The organism is Parvularculales bacterium, assembly GCA_036881865.1.
Taxonomy (GTDB): domain Bacteria; phylum Pseudomonadota; class Alphaproteobacteria; order JAPOUT01; family JBAJNM01; genus JBAJNM01.
Genome location: JBAJNM010000011.1, coordinates 26,121 through 47,299 on the forward strand (window position 1 = coordinate 26,121; position 21,179 = coordinate 47,299).

The 21,179-nt window shown below is 50.4% G+C and carries 20 protein-coding genes; 8 read left to right on the forward strand and 12 right to left on the reverse strand.

What is annotated here, in order from left to right:
• Window positions 1-19: 19 nt before the first annotated feature.
• Entirely contained in the window at window positions 20-1,270 is a 1,251-nt protein-coding gene (locus V6Z81_04270; protein MEG9861702.1) for a serine hydrolase domain-containing protein, read from the reverse strand.
• Window positions 1,271-1,495: 225 nt separating this feature from the next.
• On the opposite strand from V6Z81_04270, the gene V6Z81_04275 reads away from it, so the two are divergent.
• On the forward strand, window positions 1,496-2,470 hold the full coding sequence (locus V6Z81_04275; GenBank protein ID MEG9861703.1) for an SDR family NAD(P)-dependent oxidoreductase: 975 nt from the start codon (window positions 1,496-1,498) through the stop codon (window positions 2,468-2,470).
• Between the two features lie 4 nt (window positions 2,471-2,474).
• On the opposite strand, the gene V6Z81_04280 is transcribed toward V6Z81_04275, so the two are convergent.
• The 4 genes from V6Z81_04280 to V6Z81_04295 all read right to left on the reverse strand — a co-directional run bounded on the left by V6Z81_04280 (window position 2,475) and on the right by V6Z81_04295 (window position 7,087).
• Window positions 2,475-4,598, reverse strand: coding sequence for a S9 family peptidase (locus V6Z81_04280; protein ID MEG9861704.1), 2,124 nt, complete (start codon window positions 4,596-4,598; stop codon window positions 2,475-2,477).
• Entirely contained in the window at window positions 4,582-4,977 is a 396-nt protein-coding gene (gene msrB, locus V6Z81_04285) for a peptide-methionine (R)-S-oxide reductase MsrB (protein MEG9861705.1), read from the reverse strand. The genes V6Z81_04280 and msrB overlap by 17 nt, the downstream gene beginning before the upstream one ends.
• A 12-nt stretch (window positions 4,978-4,989) precedes the next feature.
• On the reverse strand, window positions 4,990-5,442 hold the full coding sequence (locus V6Z81_04290) for a MaoC family dehydratase (GenBank protein MEG9861706.1): 453 nt from the start codon (window positions 5,440-5,442) through the stop codon (window positions 4,990-4,992).
• Window positions 5,443-5,527: 85 nt separating this feature from the next.
• Window positions 5,528-7,087 carry an AMP-binding protein gene (locus V6Z81_04295; protein MEG9861707.1) on the reverse strand — a complete coding sequence of 520 codons (1,560 nt, stop codon included), beginning with the start codon at window positions 7,085-7,087 and terminating at the stop codon, window positions 5,528-5,530.
• A gap of 142 nt (window positions 7,088-7,229) precedes the next feature.
• On the opposite strand from V6Z81_04295, the gene V6Z81_04300 reads away from it, so the two are divergent.
• Window positions 7,230-8,132: a crotonase/enoyl-CoA hydratase family protein gene (locus V6Z81_04300; GenBank protein ID MEG9861708.1), complete on the forward strand. Its 903-nt coding sequence runs from the start codon at window positions 7,230-7,232 to the stop codon at window positions 8,130-8,132.
• A gap of 31 nt (window positions 8,133-8,163) precedes the next feature.
• Here V6Z81_04300 and V6Z81_04305 read toward each other — a convergent pair whose 3' ends face one another.
• The 4 genes from V6Z81_04305 to V6Z81_04320 all read right to left on the reverse strand — a co-directional run bounded on the left by V6Z81_04305 (window position 8,164) and on the right by V6Z81_04320 (window position 12,502).
• Window positions 8,164-9,435, reverse strand: coding sequence for an MFS transporter (locus V6Z81_04305; protein ID MEG9861709.1), 1,272 nt, complete (start codon window positions 9,433-9,435; stop codon window positions 8,164-8,166).
• Between the two features lie 87 nt (window positions 9,436-9,522).
• A complete protein-coding gene (locus tag V6Z81_04310) occupies window positions 9,523-9,801 on the reverse strand; it encodes a hypothetical protein (GenBank protein MEG9861710.1) in 279 nt (92 codons plus the stop codon).
• Window positions 9,802-9,818: 17 nt separating this feature from the next.
• Window positions 9,819-11,912, reverse strand: coding sequence for a DUF262 and DUF1524 domain-containing protein (locus tag V6Z81_04315; GenBank protein ID MEG9861711.1), 2,094 nt, complete (start codon window positions 11,910-11,912; stop codon window positions 9,819-9,821).
• Between the two features lie 122 nt (window positions 11,913-12,034).
• A complete protein-coding gene (locus V6Z81_04320) occupies window positions 12,035-12,502 on the reverse strand; it encodes a SufE family protein (protein MEG9861712.1) in 468 nt (155 codons plus the stop codon).
• A 121-nt stretch (window positions 12,503-12,623) separates the two neighbouring features.
• On the opposite strand from V6Z81_04320, the gene V6Z81_04325 reads away from it, so the two are divergent.
• Both V6Z81_04325 and V6Z81_04330 read left to right on the forward strand, forming a co-directional pair.
• Window positions 12,624-13,805 carry a mechanosensitive ion channel family protein gene (locus V6Z81_04325; GenBank protein ID MEG9861713.1) on the forward strand — a complete coding sequence of 394 codons (1,182 nt, stop codon included), beginning with the start codon at window positions 12,624-12,626 and terminating at the stop codon, window positions 13,803-13,805.
• A 51-nt stretch (window positions 13,806-13,856) separates the two neighbouring features.
• A complete protein-coding gene (locus V6Z81_04330; GenBank protein MEG9861714.1) occupies window positions 13,857-15,146 on the forward strand; it encodes a D-amino acid dehydrogenase in 1,290 nt (429 codons plus the stop codon).
• Between the two features lie 92 nt (window positions 15,147-15,238).
• On the opposite strand, the gene V6Z81_04335 is transcribed toward V6Z81_04330, so the two are convergent.
• The 3 genes from V6Z81_04335 to V6Z81_04345 are packed head-to-tail and all read right to left on the reverse strand — an operon-like array spanning window position 15,239 to window position 17,717.
• Window positions 15,239-15,745, reverse strand: coding sequence for a DUF934 domain-containing protein (locus V6Z81_04335; protein MEG9861715.1), 507 nt, complete (start codon window positions 15,743-15,745; stop codon window positions 15,239-15,241).
• Window positions 15,732-17,390: a nitrite/sulfite reductase gene (locus tag V6Z81_04340; protein ID MEG9861716.1), complete on the reverse strand. Its 1,659-nt coding sequence runs from the start codon at window positions 17,388-17,390 to the stop codon at window positions 15,732-15,734. The genes V6Z81_04335 and V6Z81_04340 overlap by 14 nt, the downstream gene beginning before the upstream one ends.
• A 6-nt stretch (window positions 17,391-17,396) precedes the next feature.
• Window positions 17,397-17,717 (reverse strand): DUF2849 domain-containing protein, encoded by a 321-nt coding sequence (locus V6Z81_04345; GenBank protein ID MEG9861717.1) that lies wholly within the window; start codon window positions 17,715-17,717, stop codon window positions 17,397-17,399.
• Between the two features lie 168 nt (window positions 17,718-17,885).
• Here V6Z81_04345 and V6Z81_04350 point away from each other — a divergent pair, with 168 nt between their 5' ends.
• The 4 genes from V6Z81_04350 to V6Z81_04365 form a co-directional block, all read left to right on the forward strand.
• A complete protein-coding gene (locus V6Z81_04350) occupies window positions 17,886-18,377 on the forward strand; it encodes a YcgN family cysteine cluster protein (protein MEG9861718.1) in 492 nt (163 codons plus the stop codon).
• 85 nt (window positions 18,378-18,462) lie between these two features.
• Entirely contained in the window at window positions 18,463-19,650 is a 1,188-nt protein-coding gene (locus V6Z81_04355; GenBank protein MEG9861719.1) for an acyl-CoA dehydrogenase family protein, read from the forward strand.
• A 5-nt stretch (window positions 19,651-19,655) separates the two neighbouring features.
• Window positions 19,656-20,786: an acyl-CoA dehydrogenase gene (locus V6Z81_04360; GenBank protein MEG9861720.1), complete on the forward strand. Its 1,131-nt coding sequence runs from the start codon at window positions 19,656-19,658 to the stop codon at window positions 20,784-20,786.
• On the forward strand, window positions 20,773-21,179 hold a 407-nt coding region (locus tag V6Z81_04365; GenBank protein ID MEG9861721.1), incomplete at its 3' end, for a nitroreductase family protein. The genes V6Z81_04360 and V6Z81_04365, both read left to right, overlap by 14 nt.

The window sequence follows — 21,179 nt, forward strand, 5'->3', positions numbered from 1 at the left end:
AGGGCATGGTGAGGTGATATTAGTCGTCAATAGCCGCATACGCCAGTTGCTGAAGTTGGGGCCTCAGAGGGTAATAGTCAGACGGCATGAACTGGGTCATCAGAATGGCGATGAGTTCTTCCTCCGGGTCTATCCAAAAATAAGTACTGGCTGCCCCACCCCAGGAATACATGCCGGGAGAGCCGGGCATACGGGCGTCTGACGGGTCCATGACCACCGAGAAGCCAAGGCCGAAACCGGTTCCCTCAAAACGGTTTTCGGTAAACGATCCTATGCCAATGTCTTGCAGGGTGGCGCCATTGGGCAGGTGATTGGCAGTCATGAGTTCCACCGTTTTGCGAGAGATTAAGCGTGTGTCGTCCAGCGTGCCGCCGTTTAGCATCATCTGGCAGAAGCGGTAATAATCCGTGATAGTGGAGACTAGCCCCCCACCGCCGGATAAAAACTTGCGAGGGTGAGCGTAGGGGCTTTCTGTGCTGCCGGGGTCTACGGTGCGGAGCTTTTTGTTTTTTGGGTCACGCTCATAATTGGAGGCAAATCGGGAGAGTTTATCCTCCGGCACCATAAAGCCGGTATCGTTCATGTTGAGGGGGTTAAAGATTCGGGTAGAGAAAAATTCGTCCAGCGTCTGTCCTGAGAGGACCTCTACGAGACGGCCGCACATATCTGTGGCGATGGAGTAATTCCAGTGGGTTCCCGGTTGAAACATGAGGGGGATTTCGGTCACGCGTTCAGCCATTTCGCCGGATGTCATATCGGGGTTGGCGCTGGTTATTCCGTTACGGCGGTAGAGTCTGTCAACGGGATGCCAGTTCATGAAGTCATACGTTAGACCGGAGGTATGGGTCATGAGGTCCAGGATGGTTATTTCGCGCAAGGCGGGCTCGGTTGCGTGAATCATGTTAGTTCCGCTTTTCCAGACGCGGCAGTTGGCAAAGGACGGAATGTATCGGGAGACGGGGTGTTCCAGTAGAAAGCGTCCTTCTTCAAACAGCATCATCAGGGCGAGGGAGGTGATGGGCTTGGTCATGGAATAAATGCGGAAGATAGTATCCGGCTTTATAGGATCGGTTGTTGTTGTGTCTTTGACACCTTGGCATGAGAGGTGAGCGACTTGTTCATCGCGGGCGATGAGGATAGACAGGCCGGCGAGTTTGCCTTTATTTATATAATTACTGAAGAATTGAGGGATGCGGTCAAGGCGTTCGGCTGAGAGTCCGGTTTCTTCCGGGCTTGCGGTTTGTTCTGCGAGTAGCGTTACGGTGCTCATGATATCTCTCTCTCCTGTATGTTATGGGCATCATAGCCCGCCTTTAGGGCTTTCGCATCTTTTTTGTGGGGAGTAATGAGTATGTGGAGGTGTAAGTGCCCTCCGGCGGTGTTTCTGCCACTCTGAAATCTCACTCGGCGCAAAAATACTGACCTGCGGTGTAGACATCATTACCGCTCAGCATCATACTAGAAACAATCAAAAAAACAAAAAGAAGAAGTCAGCATGACGATCTCCCCGCAACAAAAACCTCTTAACTCCGGCTTCGGCCCGAAATCCGAACCGGAAGATATTCTGGCCAATGTAGACCTCAGCGGAAAAAATGTACTCGTAACCGGCGGATACTCCGGTATCGGCTTTGAGGCCGTCAAAGCGCTTGTGGGTGCAGGCGCTCATGTCACCGTTCCCGCACGAGATAAAACACGTGCCGTAAAAACCCTTCAGGGCATTCTCCCTGCTGACGACATCCCCGAAATGGATCTTAGCGATCTTACATCCGTTGATCGCTTTACAAAAGAATTTGCCGAAAACTGTGGAGCCCTTCACCTCATCATCGCTAATGCCGGTGTTATGGCGTGCCCAGAACAAAAAACTGCGCAAGGGTTAGAATATCAACTTGGTGTCAATCACTTCGGTCACTTCGTCATGATAACCGGCCTTCTTGATAACTTAATCGCGGCCGAGGGAGCACGGGTGGTTAACCTCTCATCCATTGCTCATCGCGTAAGCGGTATGATTTTTGACGACATGCAATTCTCCAGCAACAAATACGAAAAATGGACTGCATACGGACAATCAAAGACCGCGCAATCCCTTATGGCAGTCCATATGGACAAACTATATCAAGACCAACATATCAGATGCTTCAGCGTGCACCCGGGTGGAATCTTCACGCCTCTACAACGGCATCTGCAAAACGAAGAAATGGTCACACTCGGCTGGACAAAAGAAGATGGTTCTCCAACCGACCTCGCCGCTCAATTCTTCAAAACCCCTACACAGGGCTGCACAACAAGTCTGTTTTGTGCAACTTCAGGTCAGTTGGACAATATGGGTGGTGTTTATTGCGAAGATGCCGATATTGCTAAGCAGGTTCCTGCCGATGACCAGTCTCCCATGGGGGTGCGTCCATGGGCCGTTGACCGGAACGATGCAGAGCGCCTATGGGCGGAAACTGAAAAGACTCTGGCCACCCTGTAATGCTCTAATCTTTGGAGTAGGGCATTGTCTCCATGCGGTTGTGAATCATAAGGGCGAATGCATAAAGACGCGCCACCTCTTTTAAACGGTCAAACCTCCCCGAGGCTCCCCCATGGCCCGCACCCATATTCATGTGCAGCAGGGTAAGACCATTATCGCTGCGCGCGGCACGTAAGCGCGCTACCCATTTGGCAGGTTCCCAATAACACACACGCGGGTCTGTTAGGCCACCGGTTGCAAAAATATGCGGATAGGCCTGTTTCTCTACATTATCCACCGGCGAATATGATGCAATCACCTCATACGCTACTTTATCTGTTATGGGATTACCCCACTCAGGCCATTCCGGTGGGGTAAGGGGTAGTGTTTCATCGAGCATGGTGGTGAGCACATCCACAAATGGCACCTCCGCAATAATGCCGCAAAAAAGATGCGGTGCACGATTGGCAACCGCTCCCATTAACAGCCCGCCGGCACTGCCTCCGTGGGCGGTTAGGGCACCCTCGCGGGTTAGACCTTCGCTTACCAAATGATGCGCTACCGCAATAAAGTCTCTAAATGTGTTGGTTTTCTTGTTCCCCCGCCCCTCCATATACCAGTGATACCCTCGCTCCATACCACCACGAATATGCGCTATGGCATAAATGAAACCACGATCTGTCAGGCTAAAACGAGTCGTGGAAAAACTGGCCGGAATGGTAATGCCATAAGCGCCATACCCATAAAGCAACACCGGTGCCGAGCCATCCAGAGGAGTATCCTTATGATACAAAAGAGAGATAGGAATACGCTCACCATCCTCTGCTTGCGCCATGAGACGGCGCGTACAATAGGAGTTGGGATCGTGACCGGCTGGTATCTCCTGAACTTTAAGCAAAGTGCGCTGGCGCGTGCCCATATCATAGTCATACACATGAACCGGCGTGGTCATGGAATCATAACAAAAACGAACAATTTGCGTGCCATATTCTAGGCCGGACATGAGGTCTAAATCGTAAGCATCTTCTTCAAAGGCCACCGGATGCATGTCGCCGGTTTTCAGATCTGTAATAATGAGACGGGGAAGACCGTCAATCTGCTCAATGTGTGCCATGTGACCGGCATAACAAATGTGCTCCAGAATAAGCCGTCCGGGTGTGTGGAGCACTATATCGCGCCAGCCTGAACGTGCCGGATGAGAAACATCTACCTCACAGATTTTGAAATCTTCTGCGCCATCGGCATTAGTCAAAACCAAAAAACGGTTTCGTAAACGGTCGTGCTCCAGACTATATTCAAGACCGGATTTGCGTGGTTCAACAAGAACAAAAGAGCCTGCCGGATTATGAGCATCGATCAACCTCACTTCTGAGGTGGTGTGATCATGGGAGTCTATAAGAATAAAATCTCCGCTTTGAGTTTTGCTCAGAGACACAAAAAACCCCGGGTCCGGTTCTTCGTAGACCAGATAATCATCTGCCGGATTATCGCCAATATGATGGCGAAACACACGGGAGGGGCGGTGATTGTCATCCAGCCGGGTATAAAAAATCGTCCTTCCGTCCGCAGCCCAGACAAAATCACCGGATGTATTCTTTATACTTTCACCATAGGCCTTGCCCTTGGCCGCCTCGTAAATATGAACGGTGTAAGACTCTCCACCGATTGTATCAACACCCCAGGCAATATAAGTATGGTCAGGTCCATGGTCGCAAGCGCTTATTCTAAAATAATCGTGGGGAGCGGCTTCTTTATCGCCATCAAGAAGGATCTTTTCTTGCCCTGACCCCGTTCTGGCGCGCCGAGCATAGATAAAATGCTGACCGCCCTCCCGGGTGCGGGTGTAATAGAAAAACGGCCCGTCCGGTGCGGGCGTACTTTCATCTTCCTCCTTGATACGCCCCTTCATCTCCTCAAACAAAGTCTCTTGAAGGGACTCGGTCGGAGCCAGAACAGAACGCATATAAGTATTCTCAGCCTCCAGATGCTGCCGGATATCATCCGGCAGGGTGGAGGGATTCTTCATAACCGCCTGCCAGTCCTCAGCACGCAACCACCCGTACTCATCCCGGCGGGTGATGCCGTGATGCGTTTCCGTTACAGACCGCCGCTCAGCGTGAGGGGCAGACGGGTTAATCGTCTCGGTCAAGGCGCAAGGCCGTACCGTTCATGCAATAGCGTAGCCCTGTCGGGGCGGGACCATCAGAAAACACATGACCCAAATGGGCATCACACCGGTTGCACACAATTTCCGTCCGGCGCATAAACAACTTCCGGTCATCGTGCTCGGCAACTGCCTCCGGCTCTATGGGCGCCGTGAAACTGGGCCAACCCGTGCCACTGTCATATTTAGCCTCAGAGCTAAATAATGGCGCATCACAGCAAACGCAAGAATACGTCCCCGCTGCCTTTTCATTGTGATACGGGCCGGTGAACGCACGTTCCGTTCCTGCCTTGCGGGTGACGTTATATTGCTCCGGTGTTAGCTGAGAGCGCCATTCATCATCACTTTTGGTGATTTTTTCCATGGAGGTACTTATCTACTCATAAAGTAAAGACAAAGTTTCCGCTACCATGGCCGGACGCTCCTGACCCTCAATTTCCATGGTCACTTCAGTGGTTGCCTGAAGGCCACCGGCCTTTGGGGTAGTATCTTTAAGCACAACCCGCGCACGTACTTTTGAGTCTACCGGCACCATGTTGGTAAAGCGAACTTTGTTGGCTCCATAGTTGATGCCTCGGGTAACACTTTTAATTGCGCTGATTTTGCCCGACAACATTGGCAAAAGAGATAGTGTCAGATACCCGTGAGCAATGGTGGGCATGCCCAGTTCTTTTTGAGTGCGCTCGCCGTCAAGGTGTATCCATTGATGATCGCCGGTAGCATCCGCAAACTGATTGATGCGGGATTGGTCTATATCAACCCATTCGCTCACACCAATTTCTTGTCCGGTGCAGGCGCTATATTCTTCAAGATTTTCAAACGTTCTCATGAGAGCCTCCTTTTGTCAGATTTATCACTTCCATCATACAAAATACCTATGTTCTTCGGAACAAAAAAGAGCAAAGGTGCAGATGCTATACAATTTTTGAGTCATGTTTTCCCCAATAACGATCGCGAATAAGGCGTTTATACAGTTTACCCGTGGCATGACGGGGCAACTCCTTCTCAAAATCAATAGAGCGCGGACATTTAATAGCCGACAAAGACTGTTTGCAATAATCAATCAGTTCGGCTTCTAAATCCGGTCCTGCCTGTGACCAGTCGGCAGGCTGTACCACCGCCTTTACCTCTTCACCGAAATCATCATTAGGGACACCGATAACTGCTACGTCGGTTACGGCTTCGTGAGTAATCATCACATTCTCCGCCTCTTGCGGATATATGTTCACACCGCCGGAAATGATCATATATGCCTTGCGGTCCGTTAGATAAAGATAGCCGTCTTCATCCACCCGGCCAATATCGCCCAGTGTCGTCCACCCTTTCGGGTGGCGTGACTCTGCAGTTTTCTCGGGAGAATTATGGTATTCAAACTCGGTCTCACTCTCAAAATAAATAACGCCCTGCTCGCCAACCGGCAGTTCCTCTCCGCTGTCATCGGCGCAGATGTGAACGATGGCGTTAAGCGCTTTACCCACCGAGCCTTCATGGGCTAGCCATTCTTCACTGTTAATGGCACAGAATCCATTGCCCTCGGTTCCTGCATAATACTCGTTGATGATGGGGCCCCACCAGTCAATCATCTGCCTCTTGATGGGGGGCGGACATGGGGCGGCAGCATGAATCGCGCACTGATGGCTGGATAAATCATAGCGTGTGCGCACCTCCTCCGGCATTTTTAACATGCGCACAAACATGGTCGGCACCCATTGACTCGCGGTAACTTTATAACGCTCTATCAGTTTGAGAGCCTCCTCTGGGTCAAATTGCTCCATGACAACGCATGTTGCTCCAAGATGTTGCAAACTCATCGAAAAAGCCAGGGGAGCTGCATGATAAAGTGGTGCCGGAGACAGATAGACTGTCTCGTCATTCAGGCCATAGAGAAGACTGACAAGATTAATCAATATAGATGGTTCATCAATAGCCTCGCCGGTGATGGGATGTTTGACACCTTTAGGACGGCCCGTTGTACCGGAAGAATAAAGCATGGCCGCACCCCGCATCTGGTCGGCAATCGGTGTGCCAGGCATGGCATCACGGGCCGGTTCGTATGCCTCGAATCCTTTGGGGGTACTATCTCCGGTGCGGCTTGTCACGGCAAGAAAATGCTCAACGCCTGACATCAGGGGAGGGAGTTCTTCTGCCATAGGCATCATGGCCGTTGAGGTAATAAACAACTTCGCACCACAATCACCCACAATATAACCTGCTTCTCCTGCCGTAAGGCGCGAGGAAATCGCCGTATAGTACAATCCTGATCGTTGCGCTGCCCAGCATATCTCCATAAAGCGGGCATTATTCTCCATAAACAACGCCATGTGATCACCCGGCTTTAATCCCCGGTCCCGAAAGAGTTGTGCCAACTGATTGGAGCGTTCATCCAATTGCTTATATGTAATAACCTCTCCGCTACCGGCCATAATATAGGCAGGCTTGTCGGGGGCGGTGCGGGCATGAATGGAGGGGTGCATTTATTTGCCTTTCTCTTTTATTCGGCCTTTTATCCGGTTTTGTACTTAGCGCAGACTCGGCAACCCTTGATTGCCATCCCCACCCGCGCTATCCAATACGCCTGTAACGATAAAACGCCTTGAAGAAGGGAGCAAGCCTGTCATGTCTTTTGAGACCATACGTACCGATATTAGCGACCGGATTTTGACCATTACCCTCAACCGGCCCGAAAAACTTAACGCCTACACCGGAAAAATGATGTTTGAGTTGATTGAGGCTCTTGATCTGGCGGATTCTGATGACAACATCGGAGCGGTAATTTTTACCGGAGAAGGTAGAGCCTTTTGCGCCGGTGCGGATTTATCGTCCGGCGCGGATACATTCAACTATGAAGCCCGCACCGACCAGCCCCATCGTCAGGGAGCTCTCAAAGCCGATGGCACGGTGGATTGGTCCAACGAGGCCGTCAGGGACGGCGGTGGACGTCTGACGCTACGCATTTTTGAATGTAAAAAACCGGTTATTGCAGCCGTCAATGGTCCTGCCGTCGGTGTTGGTATTACCATGCAACTACCTATGGATATTCGACTCGCCAGTAACACGGCGCGTTTTGGCTTTGTGTTTGCCAGACGCGGTGTTGTCCCGGAGGCTTGCTCCAGCTGGTTTCTGCCTCGCATTGTCGGCATCTCTCAGGCTTTGACGTGGTGTTATTCGGGCCGTGTGTTTGAGGCTCAGGAAGCTCTTGAAGGTGGGCTGGTTAGTGCCCTTTATGAGCCTGACGATCTGCTACCTGCCGCCCGTGCTCTGGCTTCGGAAATTATTGAGAATACGGCGCCGGTCTCTGTAGCTCTCACACGGCAGATGATGTGGCGTATGATGGGAGCCGATCATCCCATGGAAGCGCACAAGATAGATAGCCGGGGTATTTTCTCACGGGGTCGGTCAGGGGACTCCAAAGAAGGCGTGGTGTCGTTTCTGGAAAAACGTGCCCCAAACTTTCCCTGCACCGTGTCTGAAGATATGCCCGAGTATTATCCGTGGTGGCCGGATCGCCCATACGGTTAGGTACGGGCGAACGTATAGCCAGGCGCAATATTTAGGTGTTCGATGGTGCATCAAGGTCTGTTGCCGTGATGCTGATTAGTCTCGTGCGGGCAATAATATAAGTAAGCATGAGGCCCATTGTAAGGGCCGGTACAAGAGTGACAATGGTGATGCCCAGCGCATCAACCAGATATCCCATAGTCAGAGCACCGATAGGGCCGCCCCCGGCAAACCCCAGCTGATAGACCGAAAGAATACGCGCCCGGTGGCTGGCGGGAGACGCCTGCTGAACAATCGTGCGTGTAAGAGACATGGTGATACCCGCGCCCATGCCCCAAAAAATGCACAAAATGCAGAGAATGGTAAAACTGGAGGGAATAGCCATCAATGCCAGCACCACGGCGCCTGATGATACGGAAACCGACAACACGCGTCCGATATGGTGTACGCCGCCAATGCGCAATAAAGCCGCCGTGATGAAAATCACCCCGCCCCAGAAACATATGTTGATAATGGCAAGACTGCCCGAGTCTCCTTCATAGATATCGCGTACCATAAGAGGCAAAACCACTAAAAAAGGACCAATATAACACACGCCAATAGCCGCCATGAGCATGACAACCGGTAGCAAAAGGGGAGAGGAGGTTACTTCTGTCAGACCGTCTTTTATCTCCTGAAAGCGGGCGCGTAGGGGAGTGGTCTCGGCGTGAGGCGGGAAGGAGGGCATCCGGAGAGTAGCCACGGCACCTAACGCCATAACAACCGCTTGTCCGAGAAGAAAAGGAACAGCCCCCGCCTGATCTGCTAGCCCTGCAATAAGCATACCCACCAACTGGGAAGAAAATTGCATCATCATGGCAAGGGTTACAGCTTTTTGAATGGCGCCTCCGGCAATGCGTGTGAGCAAAGCATCCCGTGCCGGCATGGCAAAGGCTCCCAATGTTCCCATAGCCAGAGCGTAGGCGATAATGGCGCTATAACTTAAACTGTCGGCGCTCATCACAAGAGCAAGACCAAGAGGGGGCATTATGGCGGCGGTATGCAGCCAGACGAGCAAACGCCGTGCATCGTTTTGATCGGCTACCGCCCCTCCAAATAACATAAACACCAAAGAAGGTGCCATCAGCGACATTTGCGCGATGCCCACAAGGTGCGCCGGTACCTCCAGAACAAAAGCCGCCAACCACGGAAACAGCACAAATTGTAATCCGAGGCTCATATACCAACTGCTTTGTCCCGTCATATAAAGGGTCATCAGGGAGGGAAAAGGTTTGTGCCTTTCTTCCGTAGCAGAGGAAGTCGAAAAGGAGCGGTCAGTATTCATGAGTTATCTGTTTATTGGGTGCTATCTGTTGACTTGAGTCCGGTTATTAAACATCCGGCCATCAGCTCTCTCAAGTCTAAAGAGTGGTTACCGGTCAAAATCTGACAAAATGGCCCGCATGGGGTCATTTCTGTTGGCGTTTTCATTGTGGCAAAGGCCGTAGCCATTGTTCCAGCCCGATTTATAAGCCGCATTGGTTTTGTAAAGTGTATCATCACGAAAGCGCTCGCGGGCACCCAGAGCTGCCGTCTGGCATCCCTGATTATAGCCGACATCATAATCCGCACTATAAACAGGGGCTGTTGAGGGTGCTACGCATCCACATACTATAGCCACAAGGGACAGGGAGGTCGGCAATCGGCTCATGGGTTCCTTTTTTGATCTTATTCATCTCCTCCGTTTCCAAGCTGTCTTTCTAAGGATTGCCGAACTAAGCTGAGTATATAAGGAAGTTCGTCAAGACCACTGTATTTGACCTCAACATCTCCGTTCCCCCAGCGTCCCAGACCGGTGATATTCCTGCAAAGTCTCTTTGGATCGCTTATATCCATAAACTCCATATTTAGTATCAACTGGAGTCCTTTGGCTTGGGGGATTACATCAACGAAATTGGTCTCGGCTTTATAAGCGATGTAGTGCTTAAGAATTTCCTCACTAACGCAGGGGTCAAGATTGAGAATCTCGCGTTGTAATGATTCAAACAGCTGTTTCGTCGGTGAACTCGTCAAATGACGATGATCCTCAAACGAATAAGTAGAAGGGCTAACTTCCTTAGGTCGATAGGTCTCTAGAATATCTTCTGAAATATATGGAAAACGCCACACGTTGATGGCTTTTTCAGCGAGGCTATTGGCACGATTGATGATGGTTTTGTCTGTCCATTCATCCAGTTCTCCAAGGCCGGAATTGACCTTGAGCGGGCTATGCCGAAATCCTCCTTTCATGTCTCTTTTTTCAACAAACGGCCTGTCGCTATACTCGGAATTGTAGCCAGTTAGAGTCAGATTTCCCAAAGTGTGCAAATACCGCTCATGGATTTGCTGCCAATCCTCACCCAACACCGTCTTCCATTCTTTGGTAAGGCTTTGGGGCATTATGTGTTCAATCGTATATTCACCAACTGGCACCCTCTCTTTGCGCCCAAAATTCTCAAACCGACGCAACCAATAACTTCGACGTGGGAAATTGTAGAGATTACGTAGCTTGATTTTTTCTCGAAATTCTTCATCCGAAGGAAATCGCCGATAGGAAGGCATTAGAAGGAAATGCGCTATAATGCTTTCAAGGTAGCAATCCTTTTTCAACGCTTTTGCAAACGTTGCAAATGTCTTGTTCATTGAATTCGTTGGAATTTCGCAAACGGCACGTCTGAAGACATAGGTTTCAACCAGCCGAACAGCTTCAAGAAAGTCATCATGTTCCAGCACTTCACTCTTGAAGTCAGCGTAAAGCACTAGCAGGAGCGGATATGCAACATCAACACGAAGCTCGCGAAGGTCGTTGAAGGCTGCCTTCAGGTCAGGATCAGATTCTTTATCCAGAGCCATTGCGCAGAAATACCGAGAATATTGACAAATATCTTTAACCAGTTCCTCGATGCGCTGCGTATCTATTTCCTCGGGCCGAGCATAGTCTTTGAAGGCCGTGTAAACGTCATCTAACCTTGGCATGTTACCTGTTTTTACGATCAGGAAATAGCGCATGAATTTGTCGAAATGTTTATCGTAAGCTTCTTGTCCAAATGCCTGTTCCATTGATCGCCAATATTGATTGTACAATCGCTCCTGAAGGCCGGTATCCAACCCCATTAGAACAAAATTTCGGATGAGGTCAGCTTGACTGAGTTCGCGCCCCGTCGAGTTCATGCTTTCAAAGATCAGTTGGGGATTGTCCCCTTTGCGCGAAAGGGCGACATAGACAACGAGAAGCTTTGATAGTCCTCGGCATACACTTTCCAAGTCATTCGCATATTCTTTGATACGCTCCTCGAAAAATAGAAAATTATCCTTTATTCGATGAGAGTAATTTTCTGGGAGATCCCGGGTATCTTGACCGTCAATAACAGCAAAAAGAGTGTCTCTGTCCGTCTCAGACAAAACCAACTTTCGACGCATATTGCCGGTTTCGGGCTCGTTGATAAGATAGTAACCCTTCAATTTCTTCTGTGAAAAACCATTATATGGTTCTTGCTCCCCCAAAGCGTAGGATAATGCCGAAATCAGTAGCGTTAGGGTTGTAAGGCGTTGCTGGCCATCGATTACTAAAAGCGGAGCGTTATGCGCGTCAGTATCTGCGACATAGACGATGGAACCAATGAAGTGGCTTTCAATACTGTCGCCTTTACCAGCTCGAATAATATCATTCCAAAGCTGCTCGCACTGAACGCGATCCCATGAGTATTTTCGTTGATAAATGGGGATCAAGAACTGGAAGGAGCCGCCAATAAAATTTAGAAGATTTGTATGTTTTGCATCCATGAGGATGGTCTTCCCCTGTTGATTGATTCAGTGTGAATGATAGTAAACAGGAGTATATGATTTAGGAAAGTTTACAAGAAAAATTAATTTCAAGCCTTTAAATGATGAAATCCCGTTCAGAGTTATGATGCATCACGACCTTCTGCTTCTGATAGAAGGGCTTTTTCAGCTTCCATTTGAAGACGGGTGGTCATCGCATAAAAGCCGTTGGAACGTTGGGGGGTTAAATGTTCCGCAAGGCCGAGGCGTTGAAAAAGGGTGTGAGCCGCATCGCTTGAAATTTCATCAACGGGCTGTCCGTTGTAGAGTATGGAAAGAATGGCAATGAGGCCGCGCACAATACGCGCATCACTATCGCCCTGAAAATAAAGATGCGGCGTACTAACACCCTCATGGGCACAGCGAAAGGAAAGCCAGACCTGACTGACGCATCCTTCCACTTTATTGCCCGGGATTTTATGCGAGGCATGCATAGGCTCCAGAGCATCGCCCAGATCAATGACATAGTGGTAGCGCTCTTCCCAATCGTCAAACAGGGAAAAGTTGGCGATTAATTCGTCAAGATCAGGCAGGGGCACGGTAGCAGGCATAAGAATAGCGGGCAGGAGAGGGATGATAGATTAGAAACGCTGCTGGCAAAGCGGGCAACATATACTATTATACACTATCTCATGGTGGGGTGGACGTTATATATGGTGTTAGACGGAGAGCATGAGGCTCCGGCAGGGCTTTATCAGTCTAGGGATTTTTGATGTGATACAGGATTTTCAGAACATCGTTTACGACATCTGGACCGAAGGTGTTTTCGGTTATGACATAGGCGCTTTTTTGATAGCCCTTGGCGTTTTGGTTGCCTTTATCATCTTTCGGGGGTTGATAACACGTTTTGTTCTTAACCGGCTGGAGGCTCTGGTTAAGCGCACGGAAACATCGCTGGATGACGCCCTGTTAGAAGCTCTGCGTGATCCGGTGCGGATGGCTATTTTGGTGATCGGCTTGTTTTTTGCCATCAATATTATGCCTCTGGAAGGTGTGGCCAATGAAATTGCCAACAAGATTGTTCGCAGTCTTGTGGTATGGGCTATCTTTTGGGGTCTTTATTCTCTCATTGATCCGCTCATACGGGTTACCCGCTTACTCAATAATATCCTGACCAACGAGACACGGTATCTGGTTAGCATGACCATGCGGGTTTTTGTCGCAGCCCTTGGGGGTGCCACCATATTAAGTGTCTGGGGCATCAATGTAGCACCTCTTATTGCGGGCCTTGGGGTCGGAGGACTGGCCGTTGCGCTGGGCGCACAGGATTTGTTCAAAAATCTGGTAGGCGGAATTTCTATATTGCTTGAGAAACGGTTTCGCATCGGGGATTGGGTATTCGTTGATGGCATTGTGGAAGGTACCGTTGAAAAACTCGGTTATCGTTCAACGCTAATACGCCGCTTTGATCTGGCACCGGTTTATGTGCCGAATAATTATCTTGCCGATAATGCGGTAACCAACTTCTCTGCCATGACGCACCGTCGTATTTATTGGAAAATAGGCGTTGTCTATGAAACGGGCGTAGATCAGCTGCGTCAAATCCGCGATAACATTGAAACTTACATTCTCAACAATGATGCCTTTGAAAAACCACCTGCCGTATCAACCTTTGTGCGGATTGACTCATTCTCTGAAAGTTCCATAGATATTATGGTGTATTGTTTCACCAAGACCACCGTGTGGGGTGAGTGGCTTGCCATTAAGGAAGCCCTTGCTTATAAAATTAAAGAAATTGTTAAAGAGTCCGGTTCAGGGTTTGCGTTTCCCTCACGGTCTGTTTATGTGGAGAGCATGCCTCATGGCACGCCTGCTTCTTTCGCTGACCCTGCTAAGCAGGGCGGTGACCAATAACCGGTTACAACCGGCATCGTTAAAACTCGTTATGATAAATAGAGTGTCCTTATGCGTATCCTGATACTCGGTGCAGGGCTTATGGGGGTTACCAGCGCTTTTACTCTGGCCCGTGAAGGTCATGAGGTAACGGTGCTGGAGCGCTGCGAGGGTGTTGGCCTTGAAACCAGTTTCGCTAACGGCGGTCAGTTATGTCCGTCTGAAACCATGCCGTGGCTTGGGCCTCATACACCAGGTCTGATCATGGGCTGGGTCGGCCGCAAGGATGCGCCGTTTCGTTTGAGATTAAGTGCAGATGTTAATCAATGGCGCTGGTTGGCGGCATCCGCTTTGAACTGTACTTATAAAGCGCAACGGGCGGGGATGGCGCGTAATTTTTCTTTGGCGTGTTATTCACGTGATGAGTTGGGGAAGCTTGAGAGCCTTGCTCAAAAAGAAGGACGCTCTTTAGCTTATGATGCGGCGCATCGGGGTGTCTTGCGTATCTTTCACGATGAGACGGCATACAATCATGCCTGCGAAGAGGCTACGGCGCTGATAGCGCTGGGGGAAAACCTTGCGTTTCACGATTCTGATGGTTGTGTTGCCATAGAGCCGTCATTGCAGGCGGTGAAGGGAGATATTGTTGGCGGCATTTATGCACCTGATGATCAGACGGCGGATGCTCATTTGTTTACCCGCGCCCTTGCGGAGTGGGCCGATGATGAGGGGGTGCAGTTTACCTTTAATATTTCTGTAGGAAAAATGGAATACAAAGCCGGAGAGTGGCGTGTCTATTGCGGAGAAGACGTCTTTACAGGTGATGCTGTTGTGGTGTGCGCGGGGGTTTTCAGCCCGTCCGTTATGAGGGGGTTTGGACGTTGGCTTCCTGTGTGGCCCCTAAAAGGATATTCGGTCACCGTGCCGGTTAAGGAGAACATGGATGCACCTCAGGTTGGTATTACTGATGAGAGCAGGCGTCTGGTGGTCTCTCGTTTGGGAAATCGGTTACGTGCTGCGGGGTTGGCAGAACTAACAAAGCGGCCGGATAAAGATAAAGGATTTGATGAGGCGCGTGCGCGGGTTGTTCTGCGGGGCTTGCGAGCGCTTTTTCCCAGATGTGATGTTGCCGAACAGGACGTGCGTTTTTGGCATGGCTACCGTCCCATGACACCGGACTCAAGCCCTCTGATTGGGCCTGTGCCCGGGGTTCCGATGATGTTTATCAACACGGGCCATGGGTCTTTAGGGTGGACATTGGCTATGGGATCGGCGGCTTTGTTGCGGTCTCATATTCAGGAGACAGCACCTGTGATTGATCCTGCGGGGTATGGTCCGGCGCGATTTAGTTGGCGTGGGTGAACTGGCGGTTTCCGGGCAACACCAAAGCGTCAGGTGAATACGTCCTACGGTGGATTTCATATAGCGCTGCGGGTGCCGTGATAAATCCGGCTTTAACCATCGGTGTGCGGGCTGCGTAGGGCCATAACGGGGGTACGGTTGTCGGCGGCGGGCTGGTAGACAACGTCAAACTCTTCAAAAGCGGAGTGCCATTTTTCTCTGGTAAAGCGCTCAGGGTCTACATCAAAGGCGTTAAAACCGCAGCGTATCATAAAAAACAATTGATCGCGCAGCACATTGCCTACGGCACGGATTTCTCCCTGATAATTATATCGCTCCCGTAACAAACGCGCCGAAGAATATGCGCGGCCATCTTTGAAAACAGGAAAAACCAGAGCCACAAGTGCAAAAGATTCAAGGTCTTGAGCTATATCTTCCACCTGCTCATGGCTTTCCAACCGCACACCAAGAGGTGCTGTGCGGCGAAGTAAGCTTTCGCGCTCGGCGGTGAACTGCTCAAGGCCAACAATGACGGGCTTATCTTCAGGGATTTCCTCATCAAGTTCCACCATTACCCATACATCTTCAACCGGACCGTCTTTTCCCTTAATCAGTGCCATATAATTTTTCCTTAAACGGATCCATGCCACACCGGCGGTAGGTCTCAATAAAACTTTCTCCTTCATGACGAAGGGTAATATAAGTATCTACAACCGTCTCTACGGCATCCACAATTTCATTTTCCGTAAACGATGGTCCCGTAATGGCAGCCAGAGAGGTGTTCTCATCTGCCGAGCCGCCAAGGGAGAGTTGATAATGCTCTGTCCCTTTTTTATCTACCCCCAAAATGCCAATGTGCCCTACGTGATGATGGCCACAGGCATTGATGCATCCGGAAATTTTAATCTTAAGCGCACCAATATCGTGTTGCCGTTTCAGGTCGGCAAACCGCTCTGATATATTTTGCGCTAACGGAATAGAGCGGGCATTGGCCAGATTGCAAAAATCAAGACCCGGACACGCAATCTGGTCTGTTACCAACCCAATGTTGGCGCTGGCAAGGCCGTGGGCGCGTAGGGATTCATAAAGAGCCGGAATATCCTCCGCCCGAACATGGGGCAGGGTAAGGTTTTGTTCATGGGTGACGCGTATTTCATCAAAAGAATAACGCGCTGTCATCTCTGCAAGAGCATCCATTTGGTCGGCGCTGGCATCTCCCGGTGCTCCGCCTGTTGGCTTAAGGGAAACGTTGACAATCTTGTAACCCGGCATCCGGTGGTCACTTACGTTTGTTTTTATGAAATCCGCTAAATCGGAAGATGCCGCCCGTGCCGCATCCAGAACCGGCGTATCTGCCGATAGATCCTCAAAAGACGGTGGCGCAAAATAAGCCTCAATGCGGGACATTTCTTCTTCCGGCAAACGCAGACTATCTTGCGTACGGATAGCGGCGAACTCTTCTTCCACCTGATGGCGCATTTCTTCCGCGCCAAGAGCATGAACCAGAATTTTAATACGCGCCTTGTATAAATTATCCCGCCGTCCATAGCGGTTATACACCCGCAAAATAGATTCCAGATAAGACAGTAAATCCTCGGGTGGTAAAAAATCACATATTTTCTCTGCAATCATAGGCGTGCGACCCTGACCTCCGCCCACATAAATCTGGTAACCAGTATCTCCCGCCCCGTTACGCACAACTGCAACACCAATATCATGAACCCGTATGGCGGCCCGGTCATGAGGTGAACCGGTAACGGCAATCTTGAATTTGCGGGGCAGAAAAGAAAATTCCGGATGCAACGTCGACCACTGCCGTATAATCTCAGAGCAAATACGGGGGTCTTCCAATTCATCTGCTGTTGCGCCTGCGTAATGGTCGGCAGTAACATTACGGATACAATTACCGGACGTCTGCATAGCGTGCATCTCAACAGAGGCCAGATCTTGCAAAATATCCGGCACATCCTCAAGGCGCGGCCAGTTATACTGAATGTTCTGACGAGTGGTGAAATGGCCGTATCCCTTATCATAAACACGGGCAATGTGAGCCAGCATTCGCATCTGCCGCGAGGATAACACCCCATAAGGAACCGCCACCCGCAACATGTACGCATGAAGCTGAAGATATAGCCCGTTCATCAACCGCAGGGGCTTGAACTCATCTTCATCAAGAGCACCCGAAAGTCGCCGTTCTACCTGACCGCGAAATTGCTCAACACGTGTGCTTACCAGCCGGTGATCAAACTCATCATAACGATACATGGGTCTCTACTCCCGTGCCTGCTTACCAAGATCAAGACGGGTGGTGGGTCCCGCCATACGGATTTGCTCGCGCACACTTACCGGCACGAAACACCCGTTTTGTTCCACCACAGCGAACAAATAGGGTTCCACCACCTCACGAGCCTCTACAGAGGGCATAGCACGGGCCAGCAAAGCCTCTCCCTCATCACGGCCTTTGCTGACGGCACCCTCTTCAAGAACTTCCGTCCATGTGCCCTCAGACGTCAGATAAACGACTTCCCCATCCCGAAGGCGATTGGCGGTCACCATTTGAAGGTGAACATGTTTACTGGCGTGTTGAACCATGGGGTTACTTTAGCGCCTTCTGTGGTGGTGCTATAGGGCTTATAGCATATTTCATAGTATATTTGTGTGAAAATGTAGTTTTTACATTTAATAAATGTTTTATTAATCCCTTACGATCCTGAGAAATAATTTTCAACAGGGGGAGGGTTTTCCCGTACTCTTACCTTCATGACTGATCCGTTCTGGAAGAGTAAAACACTGGGAGAGATGACTCCGCAGGAGTGGGAATCTCTATGCGATGGATGTGGGCGGTGTTGCCTTGTCAAGTTGGAGGACGAAGATTCGGGAGAATATTACTACACTGACGTAGCGTGCCGTCTTTTGGACCAAAGTAATTGCCGATGCACCCGCTATGCCGAGCGCACCCGTCTGGTTAAGGAGTGTATTGCCTTAACTCCTGATACCGTAACGGATCTGTTCTGGATGCCTCGTACGTGTGCCTATCGGTTGATAGCGGAAGGGCGTGATTTATATTGGTGGCATCCGCTGGTATCAGGAGACAGCAAGACGGTTCACGAAGCGGGTGTTTCTATTCGTGGTCAGGTAGTGGAAGAAAGAAGTGTTCCTGATGAGGCGCTTGAAGATCATATTGTAGAATGGCCTTCTGAGGATTATGTAGATCTCAAAGAGGGTAATAATCAACTACGGCCAAAAAATTAAAAAAGACTTAAACCGGAACCATGACTTGATTTACCAAGTAGCCATGGCATCATAGAGAGATTGAAATTTAGAAATCCGGATGTTCATGTCGCCCTTTAATTTTGACCTTCACCATCTCCCTCCAAAAGCAGAAAAAATGCGTGCGGAGGTACGCTCGTTTCTTGATGAATGGGGATTACAGAAAACGCCTCTTGCGGTGCGGGCAGAAACATGGATGGGGTATGATGCCGATTTTAGTCGGGCTATGGGCGAGCAGGGCTGGATTGGAATGTGCTGGCCCAAAAAATATGGCGGTCATGAACGTTCCGCCTTTGAGCGCTATGTAGTACTTGAAGAAATGTTAGCCGCCGGAGCGCCGGTAGGAGCACATTGGGTCGCCGACAGGCAGAGCGGTCCTTTGTTGCTTCGCTTTGGTAGTGAGCATCAACGGCAAACTCTTATGCCCGCTATTGCTAAAGGGGAACTCTTTTTTAGTATTGGTATGAGTGAGCCGGACTCAGGCTCTGATTTAGCCTCGGTGCGCACCCGTGCCACTCCCGTTGAGGGGGGCTATGAGGTAACGGGAACAAAACTCTGGTCTTCTAATGCTCACCGCACCCATTATATGATAGCCCTTGTGCGCACGGCTCACGATGAAGACAATCGTCATGCCGGTTTGACTCAGTTGCTGATAGATTTGTCATCATCGGGCATTACCATTCGTCCTATCACGGATCTTGCCGGACAAACTCATTTTAATGAGGTGGTGTTTGAGGAAGCCTTTGTGCCTTCCGCCAATGTTATTGGCAAGGAAGGGGAAGGGTGGGATCAGGTACGCGCCGAACTGGCCTATGAACGCTCGGGACCGGAGCGTTATTTGTCTAGTGCTCTCCTGTTAGCGGAAATGGTACGCCGCTATGCAGATAAGGGACAGGGCAATGTTGCCGATACGGAAGCCGCAGCCCTTGGTCGTCAAATTGCTCACATGGCAACCCTGCGCCATATGTCTGTTTCTGTGGCAGGCATGCTTGAATCCGGGCAAAAACCTGATCTTGAAGCCGCTGTAGTTAAAGACCTCGGCGCTGTGTTTGAGCAGCAACTACCCCAGTTTGCCCACGATATGATGCCCGTTGAGCCATTACCCGGTGTGCAGGATGATTTAAATTTCAATAATGAGAATGAATATGCGCAAGCGCTGGGTTATCTTACTCAGGTGACGCCGTCTTTTTCTTTGCGGGGCGGCACTCGTGAGATATTGCGCGGTATTATCGCCCGTGGCCTTGGGTTGCGATAACGTCCATGACTGGCAACAACCGCAATAATGGTGATGTACAACGTATCTTGTCGGATACCATAAGCCGCTTGCTGGCTGATCATGTAAGTGACCGCGTACGCCATGAGGCGGAGCAGGGGCAGTTTCCGACGACCACATGGCAAGCACTGGTTGAGGCAGGCTTGATGGACGTTCTGGTATTTGAGGGTGCAAGCACCCCCACAACAGGATGGCCGGAGGCCTCCTTGTTGATGCGCTCGGCGGGAGCTTTTGGGATACCGGCTCCTTTTGTGGAAACAATTATAGCGCGGTGGATACTCTCTTCGGCAGGGCTTGATGCGCCGGATACCCCATTAACAATAGCAGGCTTGTCAGGAGCAGGGGCAGGGCTCGTGCTTGACGGAACAAAAGGCAGTTTCACCGTTTCAGGAACCCTGTCACGGGTACCATGGGGACGGGATGCAGAAGCTGTGGTGACAGTGGTGATAAAGGAGGGGGTGCCTTATGCTGTGTGTGCGCCTGTAGCGCAATCCCATGTGACCCATAGTGTTAATCTGGCTCGCGAGCCACGTGATAATCTTTCCTTTGATAAAGCACCGGTGATGGCTGCAGCAACTCGCCTGATGCCGGACAGTGTCATGATGGCAGGTGCCCTGGCACGAGCCGGCCAGATGGCCGGAGCGCTTGACCGGGTGGTAGCTCTGACTGTGCGCTATGCCAGAGATCGCGTACAGTTTGGCCGTCCGATTGCTGCTTTTCAGGCCATTCAACAGGCGCTGGCAGTATTGTCCACACAAGCTGCGGCAGCAGACATGGCGGCAGAGCAAGCCGCCCAAGCGATGCACCTTGCAGAAGAAAGTGATGCCATCTTTGCGGTGGCGGTTGCCAAGACCAGAGCAGATGATGCTACCGGTATTGGGGCCGGGATGGCTCATCAGATTCATGGTGCCATTGGTTTTACTTACGAACATGAGTTACAGTTTTCCACCCGAAGGCTGTGGTCATGGCGGACGGAGTTTGGGTCCGGACAGTATTGGGCGGCGCGTCTTGGACGTGCAGCTCTTGATCATGGGGGTGACGCCTTATGGCCTTGGCTTGTGGCTCACAAAACTGTCGGGATTGATGAATTAAAGGAGAGAAATTATGAAAGTGTCTGAGGCAATCAATACACGCCTTTCAGTGCGTGCTTTTTTGGATAAGCCTGTACCGGAAACAATCATCCGCAATATTCTTGATGTTGCCCGTCGTGCGCCTTCCGGCGGTAATCTGCAACCGTGGCATGTTTATGTGCTGGGTGGTGAAAAACTGACCGAGTTTGTTGATATGGTTCAAAAGAAATTACCTTCTCAACCCGCCGGAGAGGGAACGGAATATAATATCTATCCGCCCTCCCTTAAGGAGCCTTACCGAAGTCGCCGCTACAAGGTCGGGGAGGATATGTATTCTCTGCTTGACATACCACGGGAGGATAAAAAACAGAGACTGCAGTGGTTTGCACGTAACTATTCTTTTTTTGGCGCTCCGGCGGCTTTGTTTTTCGCTATTGATCG

What these genes read in the sequence shown, in the direction of transcription:
- V6Z81_04270 (MEG9861702.1), bottom strand. Translation starts at nt 1,270, where the DNA reads ATGAGCACCGTAACGCTACTCGCAGAACAAACCGCAAGCCCGGAAGAA.
- V6Z81_04275 (MEG9861703.1), top strand. Translation starts at nt 1,496, where the DNA reads ATGACGATCTCCCCGCAACAAAAACCTCTTAACTCCGGCTTCGGCCCG.
- msrB (MEG9861705.1), bottom strand. Translation starts at nt 4,977, where the DNA reads ATGGAAAAAATCACCAAAAGTGATGATGAATGGCGCTCTCAGCTAACA.
- V6Z81_04290 (MEG9861706.1), bottom strand. Translation starts at nt 5,442, where the DNA reads ATGAGAACGTTTGAAAATCTTGAAGAATATAGCGCCTGCACCGGACAA.
- V6Z81_04295 (MEG9861707.1), bottom strand. Translation starts at nt 7,087, where the DNA reads ATGCACCCCTCCATTCATGCCCGCACCGCCCCCGACAAGCCTGCCTAT.
- V6Z81_04300 (MEG9861708.1), top strand. Translation starts at nt 7,230, where the DNA reads ATGTCTTTTGAGACCATACGTACCGATATTAGCGACCGGATTTTGACC.
- V6Z81_04305 (MEG9861709.1), bottom strand. Translation starts at nt 9,435, where the DNA reads ATGAATACTGACCGCTCCTTTTCGACTTCCTCTGCTACGGAAGAAAGG.
- V6Z81_04310 (MEG9861710.1), bottom strand. Translation starts at nt 9,801, where the DNA reads ATGAGCCGATTGCCGACCTCCCTGTCCCTTGTGGCTATAGTATGTGGA.
- V6Z81_04315 (MEG9861711.1), bottom strand. Translation starts at nt 11,912, where the DNA reads ATGGATGCAAAACATACAAATCTTCTAAATTTTATTGGCGGCTCCTTC.
- V6Z81_04320 (MEG9861712.1), bottom strand. Translation starts at nt 12,502, where the DNA reads ATGCCTGCTACCGTGCCCCTGCCTGATCTTGACGAATTAATCGCCAAC.
- V6Z81_04325 (MEG9861713.1), top strand. Translation starts at nt 12,624, where the DNA reads ATGAGGCTCCGGCAGGGCTTTATCAGTCTAGGGATTTTTGATGTGATA.
- V6Z81_04330 (MEG9861714.1), top strand. Translation starts at nt 13,857, where the DNA reads ATGCGTATCCTGATACTCGGTGCAGGGCTTATGGGGGTTACCAGCGCT.
- V6Z81_04335 (MEG9861715.1), bottom strand. Translation starts at nt 15,745, where the DNA reads ATGGCACTGATTAAGGGAAAAGACGGTCCGGTTGAAGATGTATGGGTA.
- V6Z81_04340 (MEG9861716.1), bottom strand. Translation starts at nt 17,390, where the DNA reads ATGTATCGTTATGATGAGTTTGATCACCGGCTGGTAAGCACACGTGTT.
- V6Z81_04345 (MEG9861717.1), bottom strand. Translation starts at nt 17,717, where the DNA reads ATGGTTCAACACGCCAGTAAACATGTTCACCTTCAAATGGTGACCGCC.
- V6Z81_04350 (MEG9861718.1), top strand. Translation starts at nt 17,886, where the DNA reads ATGACTGATCCGTTCTGGAAGAGTAAAACACTGGGAGAGATGACTCCG.
- V6Z81_04355 (MEG9861719.1), top strand. Translation starts at nt 18,463, where the DNA reads ATGTCGCCCTTTAATTTTGACCTTCACCATCTCCCTCCAAAAGCAGAA.
- V6Z81_04360 (MEG9861720.1), top strand. Translation starts at nt 19,656, where the DNA reads ATGACTGGCAACAACCGCAATAATGGTGATGTACAACGTATCTTGTCG.